The organism is Limnohabitans parvus II-B4 (assembly GCF_003063455.1).
GTDB classification, from domain to species: Bacteria; Pseudomonadota; Gammaproteobacteria; order Burkholderiales; family Burkholderiaceae_C; genus Limnohabitans_A; species Limnohabitans_A parvus.
Map to the genome: position 1 here is coordinate 291688 of NZ_NESN01000001.1, position 24247 is coordinate 315934.

The 24247-nt window shown below is 58.1% G+C and carries 13 protein-coding genes and 2 pseudogenes; 1 reads left to right on the plus strand and 14 read right to left on the minus strand.

Annotation, left to right across the window (positions count from 1 at the left end):
* Positions 1-29 precede the first annotated feature (29 nt).
* Both B9Z37_RS01370 and B9Z37_RS01375 read right to left on the minus strand, forming a co-directional pair.
* Entirely contained in the window at positions 30-680 is a 651-nt protein-coding gene (locus B9Z37_RS01370) for a glutathione S-transferase family protein (RefSeq protein ID WP_108311258.1), read from the minus strand.
* 10 nt (positions 681-690) lie between these two features.
* Positions 691-1398: an HAD family hydrolase gene (locus tag B9Z37_RS01375; RefSeq protein WP_108311259.1), complete on the minus strand. Its 708-nt coding sequence runs from the start codon at positions 1396-1398 to the stop codon at positions 691-693.
* Between the two features lie 20 nt (positions 1399-1418).
* On the opposite strand from B9Z37_RS01375, the gene hemH reads away from it, so the two are divergent.
* Positions 1419-2507, plus strand: a complete 1089-nt coding sequence (gene hemH, locus B9Z37_RS01380) for a ferrochelatase (RefSeq protein WP_108311260.1) — start codon at positions 1419-1421, stop codon at positions 2505-2507.
* A gap of 93 nt (positions 2508-2600) precedes the next feature.
* Here hemH and B9Z37_RS01385 read toward each other — a convergent pair whose 3' ends face one another.
* The 12 genes and pseudogenes from B9Z37_RS01385 to B9Z37_RS01430 all read right to left on the minus strand — a co-directional run bounded on the left by B9Z37_RS01385 (position 2601) and on the right by B9Z37_RS01430 (position 24245).
* A complete protein-coding gene (locus tag B9Z37_RS01385; RefSeq protein WP_108311261.1) occupies positions 2601-3230 on the minus strand; it encodes an HAD family hydrolase in 630 nt (209 codons plus the stop codon).
* Between the two features lie 119 nt (positions 3231-3349).
* Positions 3350-4405 (minus strand): ABC transporter ATP-binding protein, encoded by a 1056-nt coding sequence (locus B9Z37_RS01390; protein WP_108311262.1) that lies wholly within the window; start codon positions 4403-4405, stop codon positions 3350-3352.
* 17 nt (positions 4406-4422) lie between these two features.
* Positions 4423-6636, minus strand: coding sequence for an ABC transporter permease (locus B9Z37_RS01395; RefSeq protein ID WP_108311263.1), 2214 nt, complete (start codon positions 6634-6636; stop codon positions 4423-4425).
* A gap of 13 nt (positions 6637-6649) precedes the next feature.
* Positions 6650-7666 carry an ABC transporter substrate-binding protein gene (locus B9Z37_RS01400; protein WP_108311264.1) on the minus strand — a complete coding sequence of 339 codons (1017 nt, stop codon included), beginning with the start codon at positions 7664-7666 and terminating at the stop codon, positions 6650-6652.
* A gap of 136 nt (positions 7667-7802) precedes the next feature.
* The gene (locus B9Z37_RS01405) at positions 7803-8630 is read right to left on the minus strand and encodes a substrate-binding periplasmic protein (protein WP_167394291.1); all 828 of its coding nucleotides are present in this window, start codon (positions 8628-8630) and stop codon (positions 7803-7805) included.
* On the minus strand, positions 8623-9021 hold the full coding sequence (locus B9Z37_RS01410; RefSeq protein ID WP_108311266.1) for a hypothetical protein: 399 nt from the start codon (positions 9019-9021) through the stop codon (positions 8623-8625). Before B9Z37_RS01410 ends, B9Z37_RS01405 begins: the two co-directional genes overlap by 8 nt.
* Entirely contained in the window at positions 9018-9350 is a 333-nt protein-coding gene (locus B9Z37_RS14265; RefSeq protein WP_146179682.1) for a hypothetical protein, read from the minus strand. Before B9Z37_RS14265 ends, B9Z37_RS01410 begins: the two co-directional genes overlap by 4 nt.
* A 119-nt stretch (positions 9351-9469) precedes the next feature.
* A pseudogene (locus B9Z37_RS01415) lies at positions 9470-9598 on the minus strand (IS3 family transposase); the annotation flags it as partial.
* A 3-nt stretch (positions 9599-9601) separates the two neighbouring features.
* Positions 9602-9736, minus strand: a pseudogene (locus B9Z37_RS14755) (IS3 family transposase); the annotation flags it as partial.
* A gap of 30 nt (positions 9737-9766) precedes the next feature.
* Positions 9767-15955, minus strand: a complete 6189-nt coding sequence (locus B9Z37_RS01420) for a two-partner secretion domain-containing protein (protein WP_108311267.1) — start codon at positions 15953-15955, stop codon at positions 9767-9769.
* A 335-nt stretch (positions 15956-16290) separates the two neighbouring features.
* Positions 16291-17985 carry a ShlB/FhaC/HecB family hemolysin secretion/activation protein gene (locus B9Z37_RS01425; protein ID WP_108311268.1) on the minus strand — a complete coding sequence of 565 codons (1695 nt, stop codon included), beginning with the start codon at positions 17983-17985 and terminating at the stop codon, positions 16291-16293.
* Positions 17982-24245 carry a two-partner secretion domain-containing protein gene (locus B9Z37_RS01430; protein WP_108311269.1) on the minus strand — a complete coding sequence of 2088 codons (6264 nt, stop codon included), beginning with the start codon at positions 24243-24245 and terminating at the stop codon, positions 17982-17984. Before B9Z37_RS01430 ends, B9Z37_RS01425 begins: the two co-directional genes overlap by 4 nt.
* Between the last annotated feature and the right edge of the window lie 2 nt (positions 24246-24247).

Genomic DNA, 24247 nt, shown 5'->3' on the forward strand with positions numbered 1-24247 from the left:
GATCACAAAAATCGCTTGCAGGCAAGCTCCTACTTCATCCCCCGCGCCTGCTTCTGTGCTGGCCGCTCTACACAAGCGTGCAGCCAGACCGACACCGCCGGGTACTGCGCCAGCAGCGCAGCCGCTGGGCGAATCCAGCTGGCGACACTCGCCACGCACACGTCGGCCACAGTGAATCGGTTGGCGGCCAAGTAAGCCTCGCCTTTGGCGTGCTGGGCTTGCAGGTGTTTTTCCAGCACGGCCAGCGGCACTTTCAGGCGGCTTTCGGCCTTGTCGGCCAGCTCGAGCTTGCGTTGGTCTTCGGGCATGGCCAGGCGGTGCATCAGCACCGTGAGCGCATCAGCTTCCAGTTCAGTCACCGTCCAAAAGCTCCAGCGCAGCGCTTCGGCTTCTTCGCGGGGCGTGGCGGGCGTGATCGTTTGGCCGTTGGCCTGGCCGTGCACACGGGCGATGTAGAGGGCGCAAGCCATGCTTTCCCAGACCGTCACGTCACCCTCGGGGCGCGCGTCCACCACGGCCGGGATGTGCCCGTTCGGGTTGATCGCCAAAAACTCGGGGGTGCGGGTGGCGCCGCCCTGGTAAGGCGTGGCGACCAGCTCAAAAGGAACGCCCAGTTCAAGAGCGGCCCACAGGGGCCGCACGGCGCGGGAAGCGCCAATGCCGTAAATTTTCAAAGTCATATCGTTCTCCTCAGCGTGTGTATTCAGGCCAGCAGGCACACAGCGCGTGCAAGTCTCGCACTTCCAAGTGTGGGCGCGTGTCGCCGTGGCTCCAGTCGTGGCCTTCGCGGTTGAGCCAGGCCACCTGCATGCCTGCGGCCAACGCTCCCACACAGTCGGCATGCGCGTCGTCGCCAATGTGCAGCACCTCGTGCGGGACCACGCCTGCGGCCTCGGCCCCCGCCACAAAAATGCGCCAATCCGGCTTGGCCACGCCCAATGATTTGGCGCTCACGCTGGCATGAAAGTGCTGGCCAATGCCCACGCGGTGCACATCGGCGTTGCCATTCGACAGCGCCACCACCGGGTAGCGCTGACTCCAAAAGGCCAGCGCGGGCAGCGCGTCGTCAAACAAATCCACCCGCTGACGCTCGGCAAAAAAGACTTCAAACGCGGACTCCGCCAAATGCCCTGGCTCACCCGCTTGCAGCAGCATGGCCCGGATCGCTTCGAGCCGCAAAAAAGACAAATCGTGCGCCCGATCGGCATGACGGGCGTTGATATCAGCGCGGATTTGCTTTTTAAGATCGGGCTGGTTGGACAGCGCCGCGGTGGCGGGCGCGTGCTGCCCCAGCCAATCGGTCAGCACCTGTTCGGCGCGGTGAATGGTGGGCCAGACGGGCCACAAGGTGTCGTCCAGATCAAGGGTAATGGCGCGGATGCGTGGAATGTCGAGCATGGTGAGGGAGAATACCCGACATGGCATTCAACAAAGAACCCTCCTTTCAGCATGGTCAGGCCGCCAAAACGGCTGTCTTGTACTGCAACCTGGGCACACCCAGCGCCCCCACAGCCCCAGCCCTACGCAAATACCTGGCCGAATTTTTGGGCGACAGCCGCGTGGTTGAAATTCCCAAACCCATCTGGTGGTTGATTCTGCACGGCATCATCTTGCGCGTGCGCCCCAAAAAATCGGCCGCCAAATACGCCAGCATTTGGACCGAAGGCGGCTCGCCGCTCAAAGTGTTCACCGAACAACAAGCCCAGTCGCTGGGCACTGCGCTGCAAGAACGCGGCCACAGCGTGACGGTGCGTTACGCCATGCGCTACGGCCAGCCGTCCATACCCGCGCAACTGAGCGCCCTCAAAGCCGAAGGTGTGCAGCGCGTGCTGATCGTGCCCGCCTACCCGCAGTACAGCGGCACCACCACCGCCAGCGTGTTCGATGCGGTCTACCGATGGGGCCTGAAAACCCGGCTGGTGCCCGAGATGCGTTTTGTGAACCGCTACCACGACGACCCCCGCTACATCGCCGCGCTGGCGCAGACGGTACGCGAGCACTGGGCCACCCACGGCCAGGCCGAGAAATTGGTCATGAGCTTTCACGGCGTGCCCGAGCGCACCCTGCAACTGGGCGACCCCTACCACTGCGAGTGCATGAAAACCGGTCGCCTGCTGGCCGAAGCGCTGGGCCTGAGCAAAGACCAATACAAACTCACCTTCCAGTCCCGCTTTGGCAAAGCCAAGTGGCTGGAGCCCTACACCGAACCCACGCTGATCGCCATGGCGCAGCAAGGCGTGAAGAAGGTGGACGTGATCTGCCCGGGCTTCACCAGCGACTGCTTGGAAACGCTGGAAGAAATCCAGCAAGAAGCGCAAGAAGCGTTTTTGCACGCGGGCGGCGAGGGCTTCAGCTACATCTCCTGCCTGAACAACCACGCCCAGTGGATCGAGGCTTTGGCCGACATCAGCCTGGGGCACATGCAGGGCTGGGATTTGTCAGCGCCGGATGCGAAGGCGCTTGCGGCAAGTCGCGAGCGGGCTTTGGCGCACGGGGCGAAGAACTGAGATCGCTTGCAGGCAAGCTCCTACAAAAATCCTCATCGATGTAGGGCCAGCCTGCTGGCGATGCGTCGAGGTCCGCGCAAATATGGGGCGCAATCAGGCGCTTAAATAGTCTTTAACCACCAAAGCCGCCCTCACCTGCTCCGGTGTCTCAAAACGGATGCCATGCCAGCCATGTTGCTCAGCGGCATAGATGTTGTGCTGCACATCGTCGGTGAACACCGGCTGGCCACGCAATGACCACCGCGCTTGGGCCGTGGCAAAAATATCGGGCAGCGGTTTGATCTGCTGCACATGCGCTGAAAAGATGCCGTCGTCAAACTGGTTGAAGAAGGGGTTCAACCGCACCAGATGGTCGGCATAGCCAGCGGGCATGTTGGACAAAAAGTACAGCCTGTGGCCTTGCGCTTTCAGCTCGTGAATCAATTCCACCGTGCCGGGGATGGGCAACAGGTGCGCGGGGATGCTGGCGATCAAGTGCCGCAGATCGGCCTCTGCCAGTCCGGTGCGGGCTGCGATGCGTTGGGCCAGCGGCTCGGGTTCGATCCGGCCCAGGTCAAACAGCGCCCAGTCGGCGTCGGGGTGAAAGGTCTGAAAAATCTCACCCGCCCACTGCTTTGCCACTGCTTCATTGGTCACTTGCTCCGGAAAAAGCGTTTGCAACACCACCAGCGGCTCCCAACGGAACACCACGCCACCCAGGTCAAACACCACGTCTTTGCTCATCAAATGACTTCCTTTATTAGCCCCATTCAAGGGGCCGTAGGTCGAAGCTTCAGCTCCGAAAAATGTTTGCGGTAGGCGATGTCGGGGCTATAGCCGCCGACCTACCCATGAACAAACGTTCAAACCGCCACCACCGACACACCACGCCCCGGTAAGCTCAGGGCCAGCACTTGGCCGATGCGCCAGTCGCGCTCGACTTCGGGCGAGACCACAAACACCGGGCCCAGCTCGGTGTCAAAGGTCAGCTCCACAAAGCTGCCCAGGTAAGACCATTGCTTGAGCTCTGCACACAAGCTGCCCGGCAGGCTTTCGCCGCCCGACAGTTCGCGCCCGACCAACCAGGCCTCGGGCCGCACCGCCGCACGCGCAGCACCCGGGGCCACCGCATGGCGTGGCAACAAGCGCAGTGGACCCACCTGCACCGAACCATCGGCGAGCGATTGGCCGTCAAACAGCACTGCCTCCCCCATGAACCCGGCCACAAAAGCCGATGCGGGCCGTTCGTACAGGTCTTGCGGCGTGCCCGCTTGGGCGATGCGCCCGGCTTCCATGACGATGATCTGGTCGCTCACGGCCAAGGCTTCGCTTTGGTCGTGCGTGACATAGGCCACCGTCAGGCCCAAGCGCTGCTGCAGGTGGCGGATTTCGTCGCGCATGGACCGGCGCAGGCGGGCGTCCAAGTTGGACAGCGGCTCGTCAAAGAGCAACACCGAGGGCTCCAGCACCAGAGCGCGGGCCAGGGCCACACGCTGCTGCTGACCGCCCGACAGTTCGCTGGGCAGGCGCTCTTCGTAACCCGCCAGCCCCACCAAGGCCAGGCTTTTTTGGGCACGCTCCAAGGCTTCGGCCTTGTGCACACCGCTCACGTCCAAGCCATAACGCACGTTGCCGATCACGTTCATGTGCGGGAACAGGGCGTAGCTCTGAAACACCATGCTCACATTGCGCTCGGACGGGCCCAGGTGCGTCACGTCCACGCCGTCGATCACGATCTGCCCGCCCGAGGGCGCTTCCAGCCCAGCAATCATGCGCAAGGTGGTGGTTTTGCCGCAGCCCGACGGCCCGAGGATGGTGGTCAGGCTGCCCTTGGGCACGACAAAGTCGATGCCCTGAACCACCAGCGGCGAGTCAGCGCCGCCATAACGTTTGGTGACTTGTTTGAATTGAATGCCCATGGTGTTGAATCCTTGTATCAAGCCGCCGAGGTGGATGCAGCACGCCGCCCCAGCTGCCGCTGGCCCACCAGCTTTTGAATGCCCCAGGTGATGGTCGACATGAGCACCATGAGCACCGTGCAATACGCCAGCGCCACGCCATAGTCGCCATTGCCCACGCGGCCAATGATGTAGGTGGTGGCCAGCTCGTACTGCGCCGTGACCAAAAAGATCACCGCCGACACCGTGGTCATGGAGCGCACAAAGCTGTAGACCAACGCCGCCACCAGGGCAGGTTTGAGCAGCGGCAGCACCACCCGGCGCAGCGTGGTGAGCGTGCTGGCCCGCAGCATTTGCGAGGCTTCGTCGAGAGACCGGTCCAGCTGCTTGAAGGCCGCCGTGCCCGCCCGCACGCCCACCGGCAAGTTGCGGAACACAAAACACAGCACGATGACCAGCCCGGTGCCTGTCAGCTCCACCGGCGGCACATTGAAGGCCAGGATGTAACTCACACCCAACACCGTGCCCGGAATGGCAAAGGTCAGCAATGCAGAAAACTCGAACGCCGCCTTGCCCCGGAACTCGGTGCGGGCCAGCAGCCAGGCCATGAGCAAGCCCACGCCCGCGCAAATGGGTGCGGCCATGGCCGAGAGGCTGAGCGTGGTGAACAGCGACTTCCAGGCCGTGCCCGCAAACACCCAGCCAAACTCGCCCTGCTGCACATCGAACGCGGTTTTGAAGTGCGCCAGCGTGAAGGTAAAGTCACGCCCCCAGGTCTGCACAAAGCCGCCCGCAAAGGCAAACACATACACCACCACGGTGAACAAGAGCCACGGGCCCGCCACGCTGCGGCACACGCGCAGCACCGTTGGCGGCAAAGCCATGGCCACGCCCGCATCGCCTTTGCCCGAGACGGTGGTAAAGCTGCTGCCCGAGAGCACCCGGCGCTGCACAAAAAACACCGCCAGCGCAAAGCCGGTCAACACCAGCGCCAGCGCAGCGGCCATGCCGGGGTCCAGCGCTGCGCCCACGATGGCGAAAAAGATTTCGGTGGACAGCACCGCATACTGCCCGCCCAGGATGATGGGGTTGCCAAAGTCGGCCATGCTCTCGATGAAGCCCACCAAAAACGCATTGGCCAGCCCAGGTTTGAGCAGGGGCAGCGTCACCGTCCAGAAGGTTTGCATGCGGCTGGCGCGCAGGGTTTGCGCGGCCTCTTCCATGCTGGGGCTCACGCCCTGCACCACGCCGCGCATGATCATGAAGGCAATCGGCGTGAAAGCGAACATCTGTGCCAGCCAGATGCCAAACACGCCATAAAACCAGCGCCCGGGCTCGATGCCAAAGGCCCATTCCAAGGCTTGGTTGAACAAGCCCGCACGGCCAAACAACAAGATGAGCCCCAAGCCCACCACAAAGGGGGGCGTGATGATGGGCAGCATGGCCAAAATATTGAGCGGTTTGGACAAGCGTGTGCCGCCCCGTTCGGCCCACAGCGCCAGCAAAGTGCCCATGATCGTGGTGCCGGTGGCGGTGATGAAGGCCAGCCACAAAGTGTTCCAGGCCACGCCGCAGCGCCCCGCCCCTTGCACACAGCCCAGGCCCCACACCCGCTCGGTGGCCACACGCTCAAACAAGTGCCCCCAGGCATAGGCCCCGGTGTCGTCTATCCAGGCGGCCACCAAAGAGCGCAGCACCGGATAGACCACGAACAGCACCAGCAAGGCGCTGCACAGCACCACGGCGGCGGCCACAAACACATCACCCCGAAACGCGCCCAAACGGGCCAGCGCCGCCCCCAGCAACACCACCAGGCTGAGCAAGACCACGGCAGCGCCCCAGCCCATGCCGTATTGGCCGGTGGGCAAAGCGCCCCACAAGGCCTCCAGAGATTCAAAAGACCAGCCTGTGGCACCGATGGCAAAGCCGCTGCCCAAAAGGCCCAGCAAACCCAGCAGACTGCCCAGCAACAACAAGCCGCCTTGCTGGCGGGCAGGCCAAGGTCGCAGCACGGCCAGGCCACACAGCAGCAAACCCGCCAGACCTGACCACAACCAAGGCCGACCGTGTTGCAGTGCCTGCACGGCAGCGCTGGCCGTTTCGGCACCGGCCCCTGCTCCAAGCCAGATGCCGGGCATGGCCTCGGCCAAACCCATTTGTTGCAAAAAATACCAAGGCAGCAGCGCAAAGCCAAGCAGGCCGAACACGACCCACCCTTGTAATGCGCGCTGCAAACGCAGCGCTGGATTCATCTCAGGCTTTCACTCAACGGGGCAGCGAATTGACTTCTTTTTCCCAACGCTGGATCAGGCGGCGGCGCTCGGCCGTCTGGCCATATTTGGCGTAGTCGTAGTTGATCATCTTGATCTTGCGGAAATCCGGCACACGCGGGTCCACCTTGGCCTCTTTGTGCGAAGGCAGCTGGAACTGCAAGGTGGCTGCCGCCAGCTCTTGCGCTGCCGGGGTCAAGGCCCACTCGTAAAACTTCTTGGCTGCTTCGAGGTTTCGGCTGCCGCGCATGATGGACATGGAGCCGATTTCGGCACCCGTGCCATCGGCTGGCGTGATGGTGTCCAGCGGAAAGCCTTGGGCTTTTTCGCCGGGGCCGTCGTGCACAAAGCTGATGGACACGGCCGTTTCGCCACGCGCCACCGCCTTGATAGGGCCGGTGCCCGAGCGGGTGTAGGTGCCGATGTTCTTGTGCAAACCCTTGAGGTATTCAAAGGCCTTGTCTTCGCCCATCAGTTGCACCAAGGTCGCGATCATGGTGTAAGCCGTGCCGCTGGAGGCCGGGTTGGCCGACTGGATCTCACCTTTGTATTCGGGCTTGAGCAAATCGCCCCAAGTTTTGGGCACGGGCAGCTTTTTCTTGGCCAGCAGCTCGGTGTTGTAGCCAAAGCCCAAGGGGCCGGAATAAATGCCCACGGTTTTGTAGCCCGACTGCGCGGCCTGCTTTTGCGCCCAGTCGTGCAGCTTGGGCAGCGTAGGTGATTTGTAGTCGAGGCTCAGGTTTTGCTCGGCCGCTTGCAGGTGCGGGTCGCCCGTGCCGCCAAACCAGATGTCGGTTTTGGGGTTGGCCTTTTCTGCGGCCAGCTGGGCAATCGCCTCGCCCGAGCCTTTGGCCGTCATGTTGACTTTGATGCCTTGGCTTTTCTCGAACGTGACGGCGATCATGCTGCACCAAGCGGCTTGGGCCGAGCAGATGACGTTGACTTCGCGGTTTTGGGCTTGGGCACCCACAGTCAGAAGGGCCAAAAGAGGCAGCAATTTGAAAGACTTCACTCGATTCTCCAGCAGCGCAAAAAACCAATTGTGCAGGGAAACCCTGTGGGGCTTTAGAGTAGAAACACTCAGACGATTTAAGTGACAAACCGATAGCAAAAAAAAGCAAAGACTGGCTCAACACCGGGCTAGGTGATCAAGTGCTGGACGCGTGAGAAACCCGAGGGCGGCTGACATCGTAGCCAAACCAACGCGTCGAAATCGCTTTGAAGCTTTTGTCCTTGACCAGCGTTTGGACGCCCAAGGACAAGCGTTGCTCGATGTCCTTGTTGCCTTTGGGCACCGCCAAACCCACGCGAATGGGCGCGGCGAAAGGCACCCCCACCTTGAGCGGCAAGCCCGCCTTGTCAATGAAATACTCGGCAATCAGGTTCTCTTCAAGCACCGCGTCAAGTTTTTTACCGGCCAATGCACGCAGGGCGTCTTCGATGCGCTCGAAAGCCTGCACCGACTTGCCCAAGGCCCCTTTGGCTTGGTCTTCGATGCCGGTATTGGCCAGCACGCCGAGCTTTTTGCCCAAGAAATCGTCCAGACTCATCAAATCGCGGTCATCGTCTTCGTGCAGCACGCTCACCAATTGAATCGTGGCATAGGACTTCACAAAATCAAAATAACGTCGGTTTTCAGGGGTTACCAACAACTGGTTGCCAATGAAGTCAATCTCGCCCTTTTGCATCTTCTGGCGCAAATTCACCAAAGTGTCGGCCACCGGCTCCATGTCATGACCCGAAGCACTCAACAGTGCCCGCACCACCTCCACATCAAAGCCGGTCAAACTGCCGTCGGCTTGAACAAAGCTGTAGGGTTGGTAGCGTGCAATGAAACCCACGCGCATGCGCGGCTTGTCTTGGGCCGTGGCCTTCAGCGCCATGCCCGAACAGGCGAGCGCCAAGGCCGTTTGTAGCCACTCTCGTCTTCCGACAGCCTTCACACGCAAGCGCTGAGGAGTGCGTAAATCAATCATGAAACGCCCCCTCAAAACAGTGGCGGATTTCGTGGCCCACATAGTTGTAGCCCGTGACCTCGGGGGTCACAACCGTGCACTCTCTGCGCTTGACGTTCCAAAAAGCACAGGCCATGGGTCGGGATGTCGGGCTGATCGGAACCCCCGTGATCCGCGAGCAGAACTCGTAACCGTCTTTGCGGGCCAGGTATTTGACTTTGGGCTCGTTGAGCATGCGTTGCTCAGGCTGCAAAGGCTCAAAACGCGTGCGGTCCACCGCAGGTGGACGGAACCTGCGCACATAACTGGCATCGGGATGCTCATTCACATCGAACGGTTGAGCCCAGACGCCCCAGCAAGCACCAACAGTGAAGCCCAACAATAAAACCGCCCGGACCCAACAACGCGTCATGTTGACTCACCTGCTGTGAGGCACAAAAGGAACAAGCGCCCCACCTGCGAATGCGTTGTGCGACCCGTTGTCACAATAGTGCAAGTTGCCGGCACATGCGTCCAGTAAACACAGCCCTCTTGCCAGACCGCAAATCCGTCATGCGCCTTGATCTGCTCGCAATGCTCAAGCGCATCTGGTCTGGTTAACCAATGCACCTCCGGCTGGACGACCTTGTGTCTATCCAATGCAGGTGGGAAAACCATCGAAAAATCGAGCAGCAAATCGCGTGTTTGAGTCCACCCAAAAGTGGAGGAAAGACTCAATATGAAGCACACCAAACGATTCATGCCAAGGCTCAATGGTTAAATTGAGCATTTTATGCCTCAAAAAAAACAACAGCGAATGCCTTGCGGTAAACCTAAAGCATCCACTCATTTAGACACTGAATCGCCCCGGGTTTCGCGGAGTATTGAGACCCTCTGTCTGAGTGGTGAATCAAGGCATCCGAGCGTTCAGGCTGCCTGTTGAACAAGGCTTGCTCCAGCGCATCGAGCACAAAGTCAGTACGCATGGAGCTGCTGACGCGCCAGCCCATATTGCTGCACACACCCGATCTTGGGGCAATGGACTCCATGGTGGCCCAAAGAGATGGGTACTCGCCTCAGTGTTCGAGCACGATGCGGACAGCGCGTTCGCGCACTTCGGGTGAAAAACGATTTGATTTCTTGCTCATGACTGCATCTTCTCAAAGTGTGGAGCCTCGTCAAAATCCGGGGCGATTCACCCGCTCAGATTTCGCAGTTTGAGTGGGTTCATTGTCCAGCGCGCCTTTGGGCACATAACAAATTTGAATGCCCGCGACAGGCGAGTCCTCGCACATGCAACTGTCAGTTGGCTCATCGGAACAAGGAACGCTCTCGCTCCGTCCCAGCGCGGGCTGGCTCGCCGAGGCGACAGGTGAAGGCTCATACACCACCGCAGTGGATTTGTGGCGCGAAGCCTGAGGCCAATACACAGGTTGAACTGGCTGCTTAGCGGGCTCCAAACTTGGACGGACGGGGTCCACTGGCTCGTTTTTCAAAATGCTGGCCATCAAGGTCTGGGGCGCCAACACATAGTTGCTGGCCAATCCACCGTTGGCCCCATCAGCCAGGCTGAAGGTCGCGAAAACGGCTTTGTCGTTGCCTACATCCGCGCTGGCAAAAGTCCCTTGTGCGGAAATGCCCAGCTGCTCACTGCCGACCAAACCGCTCAGGGCGCCCCAGTTCACAGTGGCTGCCCTGCTGCCGTCGTAGACCTTGTTCAGAGCCCAAGCGCTCAAGCTGAGGGTTTTGGGGGTGATGCTGCCGGTTCCTGTCACGCCGTTGCTGGAAATGTAGTAGTTGGCCCGGTCAGACCCTTGAAGATTCAATCCCGTGAGGCTAAAACTTTGGGGTCCAGCATTCACGCCGCCAAAGTAGCCACCACTCGAAGCCACACTGACCATGTCATTGGGAAGGACGCCCGTAGGCATCAGCGCCAAGCTCGCCACGGAGGTGGTGCCGTCGTAGACCTTGGCCACGGACGAAACATTCAAACTTACGGGCACAGGGTCAACCGTGAGCACGCCCGCCGAAACTACCGTGCCATTGAAGTTGACCGTTCCCGCAGTACTGAGGTTGTTGGTGAAAAAGGTGTAATTGCCCGTCTTCACAAATCCTGCACCCGAGATCTTGCCCGTGGTGTCCACCACAGTTTCAAAGCTGATCGTGGAGTTGGAGGAATCGGTCGCCGTCCACCGGCCTGCCCCTTGGTTATTCATTGCCAGATGGGCAATGTTCGCACCGTTGCAATTGGTCGACACCAGGCAATATTGGGCAGACACATGGCTGGCACTGGCTCCGGCATGGGTCGCTGACAGCATGCCATAGCTTGCGCTTGCACTGCCTACCGTCAAAAGCAGTTGGTCCGCCCGTGCAACGGTCAGCCCCCCTGGGACTGGATAAACCGTATAGTTGTCCGCTGCTGGCACAGTGCTGAATCCGTAAACACCGGAATACACACCGGCTCCAGGATTGGGCGCACCGATATAGCTCCGACTGAGCGGCCCCAAAACACCCAAAAGCGTTTCACCGTTTTTGAGCTGGTTGGAGCCGGCTGAAAAGCCCTGATCAAAGGCGGCATTCGGATCTTGCGTCACAAACATCGCCGTGTCGTTGACTTTCACAGACAGAGGCGCACGCGTGATGAGGCCCACATTGCCACTGGCGGAAGGTGGCAAGCTGTAATTGGCCATGTCCGTGCCCGCATTCGCCACGAAATTTGACGCTTGCAGCGTGGCCGTGACTACCCCCGAGCCATTGTTATTAGCCACCTCTGCGCTGGCATAGGCGGCCAGCGGTTGGTTCACGCTGGCACCCTCCGTCGAGCCTGACACCGTTGCCCAGCCAGACACGTTGTAATGAGCGCTCGACAAACCGCTTGCCGCAGTTGTCCCGTCATACTCTTTTTGTACCAGCCCCTGCAAAACCACCGTCAAGGGGGCTTTGTGGATCAGCAAGCTGGGCTGATACGTCACCACCGTGTTGAGCCCCGCAGTCATGGCATAGGCATACGGCGTCACTGAGGCGTTATGTCCACCCAAGCGCGTGCCTGTGATCGTTGGCAAAACATCGTCAGCAGCAACAGCGAATGTGTTGCTCCCCCCCGGACCTGCAACCACCTTGGTCAGTGTTGTTCCGGCATAGGCTGCCTGAACTGCCGCAAGAACGTCAGGGTCTGCCTGCCCGTATGTTTTGGACAAGGCAATCGCGCCGAGGTTCAAGTCAAAACTTGGCGCAGTGCTCTCTCTAAAAAGGACTTGGGTGTTTTCACCGCCCGCTATCGAGGCACCGTAAGCCTGATTGAATGCGGCATTCCTGGTATGACTGCCACCTTCGTAATACAGGCTGGTCAAACTTGCACTGATGCGACTGAGCAAACCCGTGGAAGCAGCAGCACCCGAGTAAACATAGGTCTTGCCCGTGCTGGCTTGGGTGACTGAATTGCCCACCACCGTCGAGACCTGTCCACCCGTAGCTGTGCCCGCTGCGATCTGACTGCCTGCGGCCAGCGTCACGTCGCCACTGCCATTGTTGATCACCTTGGGAGAGGTCAAATTACCGGTACCAGAAGTACTGACGATGACGCCCGCGTTGCTATTTTGTGTGATGGTGAGCACCGAACCATCGATCGAACTGCTGCTGGCAAGGTTGTTATTGCCGGCGTTAACCCGAACAACACCTGAACCGTTGCTCGTGATGCTGTTGGTCAGGACCCCATTGCCCCAATTGATATTCCCAGAGCCTGTAAACATGACGCCATTGACAGCGTTCAACACAATGTCACCACCACCATTGGTGATGGATGACCCCCTCAGGCCGATGGCTTGTTTGGTGGCGTCGTTGGACGTTCCCGTCAAATGGATGGCACCCGTGGTGTTGGTGAGAGTGACCTGATTGTCCAGACCCAACCCTTGCCCCCCGACAGAACTGCCTGCGATGGTGATGCCCGTTACGGCGACGATGCTGCCTGTGTAGCTGTAGAAACCATTACCGCCGTTGCTGCTCGTCCCGGACAAATTCAATTGCCCCGAAGCAGAAAATCCCCCACCTGCGCCGTAGTAACCCAAGACACTGCCAGAGGCTGCCGTGGCCGAAGCCACCAAGGTGATATTTTTGCCCGACACCAAAGCGGCTGACTTGACACCCGCATCAGGGTTCACTGTACTGGCGGTGCTGCCATAAATCGTGACATCGCCGTTGCTGGCAGTGATGTTGCGCCCCACGAAAACACCCGTGCCAGTGTTGGTGGTGCCAGACAGGCTGACATTGCCAGAACCATGGGCTGTGATGCCTGTGAGGCCATTCACAGCACCGACCGATAAACTGCCCTGGGTGGTCACGATGTCCAGGCTACCGTTGTTCGCCGTCGTTTGGGCAGCGACCGAAACAGCATTGGCCTCGGTCACGAAGACATTACCACCCGAGCTGAGCGACAACTGACTGACCTGGGTCTGAATACGGTTGGCGGCATCGCCAATGCCCCCACTGGTAGCACTCATGTACAAATTGGTCGCCGCCAGACTCCCCGACGACTGTGTGATCGCCCCCGAAGCCAGCAAGTTGATGGTGTTGGTGCCTGTCAGCGCCACGTTGCTGTTCAGGCTTAAGTCACCCGTGATATTGGCTGTTAGATGGCCTTGGCCACCGATGGCTTTGTCAATGACCGTGTTGACGTTCTTGCTGAAGGTCAAGTTGGCATTATTGGACAAGGTGACCCCTGTGGAATTGCCCAAGGTGCCCGAAGCACCACCGGAGCCCACTTGGAGCGTGCCAGCACTCACCGTGGTGGCACCGCTGTAGCTGTTGTCAGCCGCGAGCGTGGTGGTCCCCGTACCGGCCTGATTGACCGTTCCTGAACCGCCGATGACATTGCTGACCGTCATGGCATCGGAACGGTTGAACGTCAAATGGCCGTTGTTCGTCACCGCCCCCGTGCCCAATGTCCCGGTCGTCGTGGCATTACCGATTTGCAGTGTTCCAGTGTTGATGGTGGTCGTACCGGTGTACGAATTGGCTCCCGTCAAAACTTGCGTGCCCGACCCATTTTTGACAACGCTCAAAACCACACCATTTTGGCTGACCGTGCCAGCGTAAGTGCCGCTGCCGTTGTTGTTGCCAAGACTCAACGTTGCTGGGCTGCTTGAGCCCAAATTCCATGAGATGAAAGTACCTGCGCCAGTCAACGCATTGATGGCCAGTGTGGTGCCCCCATTGAGGCGGGTGGTTCCGTTGTTGACCAGGTTGTTGTTGGCCGACAGCGCCAAGGCTGAGTTGAGCTGCAGAACAGTCCCTGCATTCACAATGAAATCACCCGTGAAGGTGTTCAATGCGGATGAACTCATGATGGCACGACCACTCGTCAAGGTGATGTTGCCCGTTCCGCTTACCAATCCATCTATCGAAGTGCGATCACCCGTTCCATCAGAAAAATTGATGTTTTTATGGAGCACCAAGGGACCACCAAACGCGGTCCAACCTTGTCCACCTTCGCTGACGCCGCCCAATGTGACTGTTCCCGTGCCTTGGTTGGTGACCGTGACCGTTTGGGTGAGCTTGCCTGAGTCCTGGGAAACATTCTTGCCTTTTTCCAAGAGCAAAGACACGTTGCTGCTGCCTGTATTGGCATCTCCCAAAGTAATGGCCCCAACGCCGGCAGTGCGGTTGTAACGTCCATCACCGTTGCCCAGCAACAAGGTGCCTTGACTGATGGTGGTGCCGCCAGCAAAGGTGTTGGTGCCCCCACTCATGGCCGAGAGCTTGGTCTGACCTGCGCCCGTTTTCAGCAAGGCGCCTGATTCGATGATGCCGCTCAACTCACCGTTGGTGGCCGTGTTGATGGTGATGAGTCCGCCCGATCCAGCAGCCAGCCCACCTGCACCTGTGACCTTGCCGGTCGAGGCGTTGAGACGAATATTCAAGTCGCCGGAGTTGGTCTTGATGCTGTTGTTCAACAGCACATCTCGATGCGCCGTCAGCGTCAAGGATGCCCTGGCGCCTGAGGATTTCACAATGTCTGCGTTGACGCTGATATCGCCCGCGCTGGCACCGCCTGCGCCGGTGGCAATGGTCACACTGGTGCCCGCGTCCAAGTTGGCCGCAATGTCTGAAGCCAGGATGACCGAGTCAGCTCCGCTGGTGTAGTTGCTGCTGTAAGCGGTACCGCTGGGGAGACTGGACGCGATCGTGATGTTGTACGGGTCCAGCAACCACTCGGCCGCTTTGACACGCGCGCCTGTGGTCAACAACACATCGCCCGAGGTCTCTACAAAACCGCCACGGCTTTCCAGCTGCGCACCGCTCACGTCACCCACCGCCGCCAACACGTTCGTGTCCTTATCAAGGCCAATGTAAATGTCGCCACCTGCTTTGCCGTTGTCGCTGTTGGCCTTGATGCTTCCATCCACCTTGATCGTGCCGCCGTCTGCCAGCAAATGCACCGCACCGCCATGCTCAGCCGTCGTATCGATGCTGCCGCTCTGAATCACTTGCGCTGCCGCCCGGTTGAGCGCCAGCGCCTGCATGTACACCTGCCCGCCCTCTGACACAATGCTGCCGCTGTTTTTCACACTGGCGTTGATGTCGCTTGCAGTCAGCTCCAGCTTGATGCGGCCACTGCCGCTGAGAGGCACCTTGATGGTTTCGGCCGAGCCCAAGGCCACGCCGCCTTTGGGCGCGATGATCTTGCCCGCGTTGCTCACGCTGGCCCCCAGCAAGGCCACGTAGCCGCCGGGCGACACGCCAATCGTGCCCTGATTCAACACGCCAGCTGTGCTGCCGTTGCGCTGGTAAAGCATGTTGCCCGCCATGAAGTCGGCATCCGAAATGCACAAGGTCGATGCCGTGAAGCTGCCCGCATTGACGCTGCCGTCTTTGCCAAACAACACGCCATTGGGGTTGACCAAAATCACATGGCCATTGGCCTGCAGTTGGCCAAAGATTTGGCTCGGGCTTTGGCCCACCACGCGGTTGAGCAAAACTGCCTGCGCGTTGGGCTGCACCACATTCACTTTGGCGCTGGCACCAATGTCAAAGCTTTGCCAATTGATGGCCGCACGCTGGCTGGCCTGCGTGATGTTGAGTTGGTTCGCGCTCTGGGCCATGCTGGCCGCGCCCTGCACCACCTGGCCTGCCACAGGCAAAGCATTGGCAGCGGGCTGCGCCCAGGCCAGGCTCACCCAAGCCAGCGACAAAACCAAGGCCCCGATGAACACACCCACCGAAGCCTTGCCTGCTGCAACCATCGCGCCTGCAAAGCCTTCGCCAAAAGCCGACTCCCCGGAGGACTTACCCTGGCTGCTGGCGTGTTCACCCACGGCCACCAGGCAGCACAAATGCTCAGAAAAAACAGTTTTAAAGCAGTTCGCGTTCATTCGAAATCCATCATCAACAAGTGCCCGCCCAGCCCTGAGACAAGCCACCACGCGATCAGATGTGAAGCGAATTTGCCGTATCTGTGCGTTTTGTTGATTTTAGTTTCAAAATAACAAAAATAGAAACCTTATTGTGAATTTGATCGAAAAATAACCGCTTTTAATTGATGAATTTTCTTAATTCGTTAAATTCATTACAGCAGCAAGCACGCATTGAGTTAGCCCCCTGTAGGAGCCAGCCCTGCTGGCGATCCAGCCGATTGCAGCCCACATAACGAACAGACGAAAAAAAGCCCGGACATGCCGGGCTGATCGAGGTTGAGCGGCAAAAACTGTCAGAACACGTAAGACAGTGCAGCCGACAAACGCCATGGGTTGCGTTGCGACTCTGTCACCTGGCCGGCCTCGGCCAGCTTGTAGCCGCCAAAACCCTTGGCCAAAGTCGTGTTGTAGTACCAGCGGCCCAAGTTGCCCGTCCACTGCGCACCCACCGCTTGCAGGCTGTAAGTGGTGTTGAAGCCCCCATCCACATGGACCTTGTTGGGGCGGATCACCCCGGCGTCATAAAACACGCCGACCATCTGGCTGCCCGACAAGCGGCGGTTCAGCTCCAGCGCGCCGACCACACCCTGGTCGCCCACGCCATCTGCAGCGGTATAAGCCCGCACGCCGTTCACGCCACCCAGCGCCAGGCGGTTGTAGCCGTCCAGCGTGCGGGTGGCGGCCTGGGCATTGAAGCGGCCCACCCACTGCCAATTTCCGTCACGGCTCAGGTTGCGCTGCATGCGGCCGGACACGGTCAACTTGCCGTAACCGCCGGTCTCCACGTTGTAAGCCTCAGAGCCGCCCAAACGCGTGTATTCACCGGCTGTCACCGACACGGCCAAGCGCGAGGGCTCGCGGGCCACGCGCTCGTTGTCCATCGACCAAGTCAAGCGCAGCTGCGTTTCTTCGACGCGACCGGTCTCGGAATCGTCCAGCGCCAAATGCGAAATCGTCTGGCGGCCACCGATCTCGGTCACGGTTTTGAACAAAAGGCTTTTGTAGCTGCCCCACATGTGCGTCAGGCCAGCGCCTACCTCTTGCGAGACGCCCTTGCTGGCTGTGTCGCCCCCCAAAATGGTGTGGCTGTTCGATCGGCTGCCATAAATTTTCATACGGCCGGCATAGGCCTCGACCGGGCCTTCGTATTCGGCACGGCCATAGCGCACGCCCTCAGACAACTGGGTCGTCAGGCCCAGCAGCGCATTGGGGGTGAGCCCGCCCACGCTGACCATGCCCATGACTTGCGGGCGACCATAAGACTTCAGGCCATAGTTGTTGATTTGCACCACACCGTTGGCCAGCTTGCCCGGCTCTGCAGGCAAGGCCGACACGTTGACCACCAAATCCACCAAGTTGGCACCGGCCGAGCGAATCACGATCTCCAGGCTCACGGGCAAATCGAAGCTGGCGGCCTCCAGACGCTGGTCCAAACCATTCGGGTCGACCACGTTGCCCGGCGCAAAGTCTTTGGCAAAGCGGGTGGTCAACAAGGCTTCATAACGCTTGGCCAAATCTTCGTCGGGCACAAACACCCGAACCGACTTGATGCGCGGCACCACCATGGTCACCACCAGCACATCGCCGCCCTCGCCCGGCTCGGAATCGGTTTGGGCAAAGGCATACAAGCCACTTTCTTTGGCCTCGTCATTGGCCCAAATCTTGAACTGGGCCAAGGCCTCAACCGAGACCGGCTTGCCAATGTTGTCTTGCCAATAGAGCTTCAAGGCCGGGGCCAACGCATCGAAATTGCGCACCTCCACCCGCACGAGCTTGTCGATCGCCTTCAGATCAGACAAGTCGTCTGCCTCGGTCACGGCAGGTTTGTCGGCAGGCTTGGCCGGAACGGGGGCCGACTCGATGTTGCGCAGCAAAGTGCCGGGGTTCACCCCGGGTGACACTGCTGGTGCTTGCTGCGCCCACACGGGCACCACGCCCAACACGCACAGGCAAGCCAGGGTCACATCACGCCATACAAACTTCTTCATTTTTCTTCCTTGGTGGCAGCCACGCGCTTGGGCGCAAAGCAGATCTCAATGCTCGGGATCACGCTGGGCTGGCATTCGCAATTTTCTGGGAACACGTCGGAGCACACCTCGCGGCTCTCGGTCACGGGCGTGTCATCCAGCACACCGGTGGCGGCGCCACTGTTTCCGAAACCAGAAACTGTCCTGACGCGACTGTTAGCGCCAGTATTATTGTTCACAGGAAGAACAACAGGACCAATCGGGTTAACCGTGGAGGGCAATATTTTAAGCGTTGGCATATTGATAGCACCGACGGTCCAGCTGTTGCCCCCACTGGAGGTAAAGCCTGTGTACTGGTAGCTTCCAGCGCTATCGCCTGGAGCGCGAGTCGATTGACTGAACGATCCGATCACTGCGGCAGCACCCACTGTGAACAAGTTAGGACCCGTGCCGTTCTGCTTGATGCCACCAGACGGATTTGCGGCTGTGTAGCCCGCAATCAAAGCTGCATTGATCGCAGATTGGTCAGGATCAACGGAACCCTGCGGCTTGGTAATGGTGATGGCACTCAAATTCACATCGAATTGTGGTTTCGCTGTGCTACGGAACATCACTTGGGTTTTATCGCCACCTGAGATAGTGTTATTCGTTGCGCCAGTTTGGTAAGACGTGCCCAGCTGAGCGTTTTGTGCAGAAGCCAAAACCGGCGTCAAACGCAATGTTGAAAATCCATTATTCAAATCGGCGAGATTGCCAGTATCTGGTGCGCTCCCACTATAGATGTATGTATTGCCGTCACGGTTTTGTGTGATGGTGTTACCAGCTACCGTTTTAACCTGACCGCCACCACCATTGCCGGCAGCCAAGTCGCTACCAGCTGCCACGATGACATTACCCGCACCATTGTTAACAATCAGCGGGACGGTGATCTGGCCGCTGCCGACCGTGGTCAACTTCACGTCACCTGTGCCATTTTGGGTGATGGTGTTGGTCAAGGGTGCAACCAAATTCCAAGGTGAAACAGTAGGCTTCACGTCACTAACAAAAATGTCGCCTTTTGCAGCTTCCAGTGTGATGCGGCCGCCAACATTATTCTCTCCGTTAATGATCGACACTCCACGAATACCGATGCCTTGCGTGTTGGCACCGTTGGCAGTGCCCTTGATCACAATGTCACCAGAAGTGTTGATCAATTTTGCGTTGGCATCAAAGCCAACGCCTTGTCCGTAGGCCGAGGTACCTGTGATATTGATCCCTGTGCCAGCCTTAAATTCACCACCGAATGTGTACAAGCCGTTGCCGGTTCCCGTAGCGGTACCCGTTAAATTCAAGGAACCCGAAGCGTTGAACGAACCGCCCGCACCATAGAAGCCGAGGCCAGTACCGTTATTGGCTGTCGCATCCACAGTGATGTCTTTGCCTTTGACATTAAAAGGCATCTCAATGCCGTGAGATAAGTCTGAAGTGGCTTTCAGCTTGACATTACCCGTACCTGCGTCAATTCCGACAACACCGTTGACCGTCTCCACCCTCATCGTTCCGTTGGTCGTGGTGATGTTGATGTCGCCGCTGTTGCTCTTAGCCGCCACCCTGATCGCGTCGTCCTCACCCAAGAACTGTGCACCACCAGAAGTCAGACTCGCCTCCACGACCTTGGTTTTAATAGCCGCCCCTTCGGCGCCAATGGTCGATCCCGCTTTGACGGTCAAATTATTTGCGGTCAACTTGCCGTTGGCGTCGCTTGTGATGGCACCACCCGCATCCAGGGTCAGGTTCTTTGTGCCGGCTGCATCACCCACGGTCAACGCTTTGTTCACCGCAATGGTGCCCTTGGTTTGCAATGTGATGTCGCCAGTGACGGCCTTGGTGATTGTGGCTTGAGATACCGTGATGTCGCCGGTTTTGCTGGTGTCACCAATCACCACTTTGCCTGCCGTGATCTTGTCCAACTCGGCCTTGTTGATGCCGAGTTTTTGAAATGCAGCGGTGCTGTTTAGGTCGTCTGAGCCACCAATATCAATGGCGTTATTGCCGGTTGTCTTGATGTTGACGGTGCCTGAGCCTGTGCTGCCTGCTTGCACGGCACCTTGGAGATCCAAGCCATTGGTGTTGATGTTGATGGTCTTGGCATCAACATCAGTTTTCAGGGTTCCATTGGCAGTCATTTTGAACGCATGATGGGTGCCCACGGTGTTGCCTGCCGTTACGGTGATGTCCCCGTTTGTCGCCGTGACCGCCGCATTGATCTCGACGCCGATGTGCTTGACTGAGTCACCCTTAATTTCAACCGTCTCGCCGCTGACTGCCCTGGCGATATTGACGGCTTGATAATTACCCACACCCTTTGTTTCACCCTTGATGGTGAGCTTACCTGCTGCTATCACGGTGTTTTGAATTTGTGCGCCGACAGAAGCATTATTTGGATTTTTACCGTTGCTCACACCGTTAATGTTGATGGCACTGGCGTGCGCAGCAATTGGAGTGCTGCCACCTGTTGCGGGTGTTTCTCCAGCAGAAGTTACAGTGCCGCCGTTAATGTGAACACCATATCCATTATCAGAAGTGCCATTAATGGTGACATCTCCATTGGTCGCTTTGATATTGGCATTCACAAGCACGCCGTGCATACTTGTTGCTGCGCTGGTTGTTGTGCCAGTGATATCAACACCACCATTGGTTGCAGTCACAGCAGAGCTGACCATCACGCCTTGGTTATTGCTTGAGTTGCCCGTAATGCTGACACTTGCACCCTGAACAGCGCCACCAATATTGGCCCCTTGAAATTGGCCTACCGTTGTTGTGGCTTTAATCACAACAGCACCACCTGCAGTTACAGAGCCGCCTTCAATACCCACCCCGGTGACATTTGTACTGGTTCCCTCAAGGGTGATACTGTCGGACGCTTTCAACGTGCCGAATGAGCGGACACCTTTTGCATTTTGTTCAGCGCCTCCAGCGCCTGTTGATGAGCCAACAAGCTTGATGTTTTTGGCCTCAATCGTATTGCTGCTAATAAAAATCCCCTCTTTATTGGATGCTGAAGTCGTGCCATTGATATTCAAATTTTCAATTGCTGTAATTGCGCGACTATCAGCAAGGCTTATACCTCGTTCAGTTGTGGCCTTACCTAAGCCGTTGCCCAGAGTTGCACCTTCAGTGCCGCCCGAACCCGTTACAGCAGTTCCTTCTCCAATTGCCATTCCAGCACCGGAGTTGTCAATGATGATGTTCTTACCCGTCAACTTCGATGTGGATGTTTGCGGATTGGGTGATGTCGGCGCAGCTGCACCACGAGTGCCCTCATTAAAAGCAATACTGCCTTGATTGGCTTGAATCAACAGATTGTCGCCGGCTTGCAAACTGGTGGCGTTGCCTACGTATCCAAGAGCGGAGAAATGATATGGATTGCCCGTGACATTAATCGTGGTGGCACTAGCGCTCAAGGTCTCACCTTGGAGTGTGATGTTGCCAGCGGCTTTGGCTTGAAGACCATCAAGATAAACAGCGTTACTGGTGTCCGCGCTCGTTGTGCGAACATTACCGCGCACCGTGATGTTTTTGCCATCCAAAACAACGGCATGCGTGCCCCAATCGCTGGAACCAACAACAACTCCATTACCGCTACCTTGACCATTGACAGTGCCGGTGATCTTGATGTCGCCAGCAGCAATGAACTTGCCGTCTGCACCGGAATGCACCATTCTGATCCCGCTGGCCCTAATGCCCCCCGCGGTATCAGCCGTACCGGTCAAAGTCAAATTATTGGCAGTCCAAGTTCTTCCGCCATTACCGCCATGGCTATAACCCGAGCCATAAAAAATACCATTTTTGTTGTTTCCACGGGTTGATCCAACAACGGTCAGATCACCCTTGGTGCTAATGTTACTGCCGCGGTTATTGATGCCGTCTTCATTTGTTGAAGTACCTGTGATAGAGATGTTGGCCGCTTGTTCGCTTTTGATATTGATCGGTGAAAAAGAACTATCGGTCGGGCCAATTCGGACGCCGACGCCATTAATTGATTTGCCATTGATGTTGATGTCTACGGCATCATTGGCTGTACTGGTTGTGCCTGAGATGACCTGGGAATTATGGAAAAATAATACGCCTGCGTTATTGCTTGTTCCTGTGGTTTGTCCAATTAAATTCAATACACCTTGACCACTGGAATTTTTGCCGGCATTGATTGTTCCACGAATGAAAAGTGGAGAATTGACGCCGTCTGCCTGCTGGCCAATCGTGACTTTGCCTTTGGTATTGATTGTGGGGTTGTCTAATCCACCAATGCGAATACCGTTGCCACCAGCGGCATTGGAGTTTGATCCTTTGATGGTGGTGGTGCCACTACCATTTTGAGTGATGTCCAATGTGGCGTTCTTGAACACCATCACCCCTGCGCCAAAATTACCTTGCGCATTGCTGTTGCCTGTTATGTTGCTGTCGGTGTTGCCCGTGGCATTGAATTTGACTACGCCGTTGATATAAACGCCGTTGGTGCCAAATGAGTTATTCACCAAGTGCGTGCCTTTGACTTGGAAGTGGTCTGCGGTAATCCCCGATCCGGTGTTGAAGACCACGCCGCTGTTTGTATTGTTTTCCGAAGACCAAGCAGTACTTGGAATGACGCCCGTAACTACGTTAGAGGTGTTTCGCGAAGTACCGTCAAGTGTGACAGTGCCGTTGGTTACGATGGTGCTGTTAAGCGTGATGCCTTTGCTGCTCGGACTATCTGTGTTCGAGCCTTTGAAGTTTCCTTTGGCCAGCATGTCGATGTTGACCAATCCGGTTGGGGTCGTGCCGCTTGAGCTTGTGCCGGTAGAACCTGTGATCTTTTTGTTAACGAAAATGCCGTTATCAGCAATCAGTTTCAAAGTGGCGTTTTCGGTGCTGTTGTTCACCAAATTTAGCTCATCGGCAATGGTGATGTTGCCTGCACCAGTGCCTGTGTCATTACTTGAGTTGGTTGTTTTAATCGTGACACTCGTACCACCGTTGATGGCGGTTTGGATGGTGCCCACGTTGACAACGCTGCTGGTTCCCGCACCGCCGGTTGGCACAATGTCCGCAGGGTTTGTGCCCGTTACGTTGCTGCTTGTTGCGTTTGAAATGGTGATGTCAGAAGGGTCGAGCAACCATTCGTTGGCCAACACGGTCACGCCTTTGGTGCCCAGCCAATCGCCCGAGGTTTCCACAAAGCCGCCTCGGCTTTCCAGCGTGGCCCCGCTCACATTACCCACCGCCGCCAACACATTCGTGTCCTTGTCACGTCCAATGTAGATGTCGCCACCGGCTGTGCCGTTGTTGCTGTTGGCCGTGATGCTACCGTTCACTCGAATCTGCCCGCCGTCCGCCAGCACATTCACGTCCCCCCCCTTTTCGCCCGTCGTGTCGATGCTGCCGCTTTGCAGAATTTGCGCCGCCGCCCGATTCAGGGCCAAAGCTTGCATGTAGACCTGGCCGCCTTCGGTGACGATGCTGCCGCTGTTGCTCACGCTGGCGTTGATGGCGGCGGGAGTCAGTTCCAGTTTGATGCGGCCTGTGCCGCTGACGGGCACTTTGATGGTTTCGCCTGCGCCCATGACCACGCTGCCGCCTTGGGTGTGGATGCTGCCTTCGTTGCTGACGGCGGCACCCAGCAGGGCCACGTAGCCACCGGGCGCGGTGGTGATGTTGCCTTGGTTGACGATGCCGGCCGTGCTGCCGTTGCGCTCGTACACCATGTTGCCGGCCATGAAGTTGGCGTCAGAGATGTTGAGGGTGGATGCGGTGAAGCCGCCTGCGTTGACGCTGCCGTCTTTGCCAAACAGCACGCCGTTGGGGTTGACCAAGATCACATGGCCATTGGCTTGCATTTGGCCAAAGATTTGGCTGGGGGTGGCGCCCACCACGCGGTTGAGCAACACCGACTGTGCGTTGGGTTGATAAACCTGGACGCGTGCCTGGCTGCCAATGTCAAAGCTTTGCCAGTTGATGGCGGCGCGCTGGGTGGACTGCGTGATGTTGAGCTGGTTGGCCGTCTGGCTCATGCTGGCCGCGCCCTGCACCACGGTGCCGCTGGTGGGCAGTGCGTTGGTGGCTGGGGCTGCCCAGGCTAGGCTGACGAATGCAAAGCTGGCGGTCAGGGCGGCGATGTAGCCCAGCGTGGCCGATGCACCTGCGCCGCCTGCACCACCACCAGAGCCTGCGCCGTTGGCTTTGCCTTGGCTGCTGGCGTGTTCGCCAACAGCCACCAAGGTGCCCAGGCGTTTGGAAAATACGGTTTTGTAACTGCGTGCGTTCATCT

Coding starts and splice junctions, on each gene's coding strand:
- B9Z37_RS01370 (WP_108311258.1), bottom strand. CDS start 680: ATGACTTTGAAAATTTACGGCATTGGCGCTTCCCGCGCCGTGCGGCCC.
- B9Z37_RS01375 (WP_108311259.1), bottom strand. CDS start 1,398: ATGCTCGACATTCCACGCATCCGCGCCATTACCCTTGATCTGGACGAC.
- hemH (WP_108311260.1), top strand. CDS start 1,419: ATGGCATTCAACAAAGAACCCTCCTTTCAGCATGGTCAGGCCGCCAAA.
- B9Z37_RS01385 (WP_108311261.1), bottom strand. CDS start 3,230: ATGAGCAAAGACGTGGTGTTTGACCTGGGTGGCGTGGTGTTCCGTTGG.
- B9Z37_RS01390 (WP_108311262.1), bottom strand. CDS start 4,405: ATGGGCATTCAATTCAAACAAGTCACCAAACGTTATGGCGGCGCTGAC.
- B9Z37_RS01395 (WP_108311263.1), bottom strand. CDS start 6,636: ATGAATCCAGCGCTGCGTTTGCAGCGCGCATTACAAGGGTGGGTCGTG.
- B9Z37_RS01405 (WP_167394291.1), bottom strand. CDS start 8,630: ATGATTGATTTACGCACTCCTCAGCGCTTGCGTGTGAAGGCTGTCGGA.
- B9Z37_RS01410 (WP_108311266.1), bottom strand. CDS start 9,021: ATGACGCGTTGTTGGGTCCGGGCGGTTTTATTGTTGGGCTTCACTGTT.
- B9Z37_RS14265 (WP_146179682.1), bottom strand. CDS start 9,350: ATGAATCGTTTGGTGTGCTTCATATTGAGTCTTTCCTCCACTTTTGGG.
- B9Z37_RS01420 (WP_108311267.1), bottom strand. CDS start 15,955: ATGAACGCGAACTGCTTTAAAACTGTTTTTTCTGAGCATTTGTGCTGC.
- B9Z37_RS01425 (WP_108311268.1), bottom strand. CDS start 17,985: ATGAAGAAGTTTGTATGGCGTGATGTGACCCTGGCTTGCCTGTGCGTG.
- B9Z37_RS01430 (WP_108311269.1), bottom strand. CDS start 24,245: ATGAACGCACGCAGTTACAAAACCGTATTTTCCAAACGCCTGGGCACC.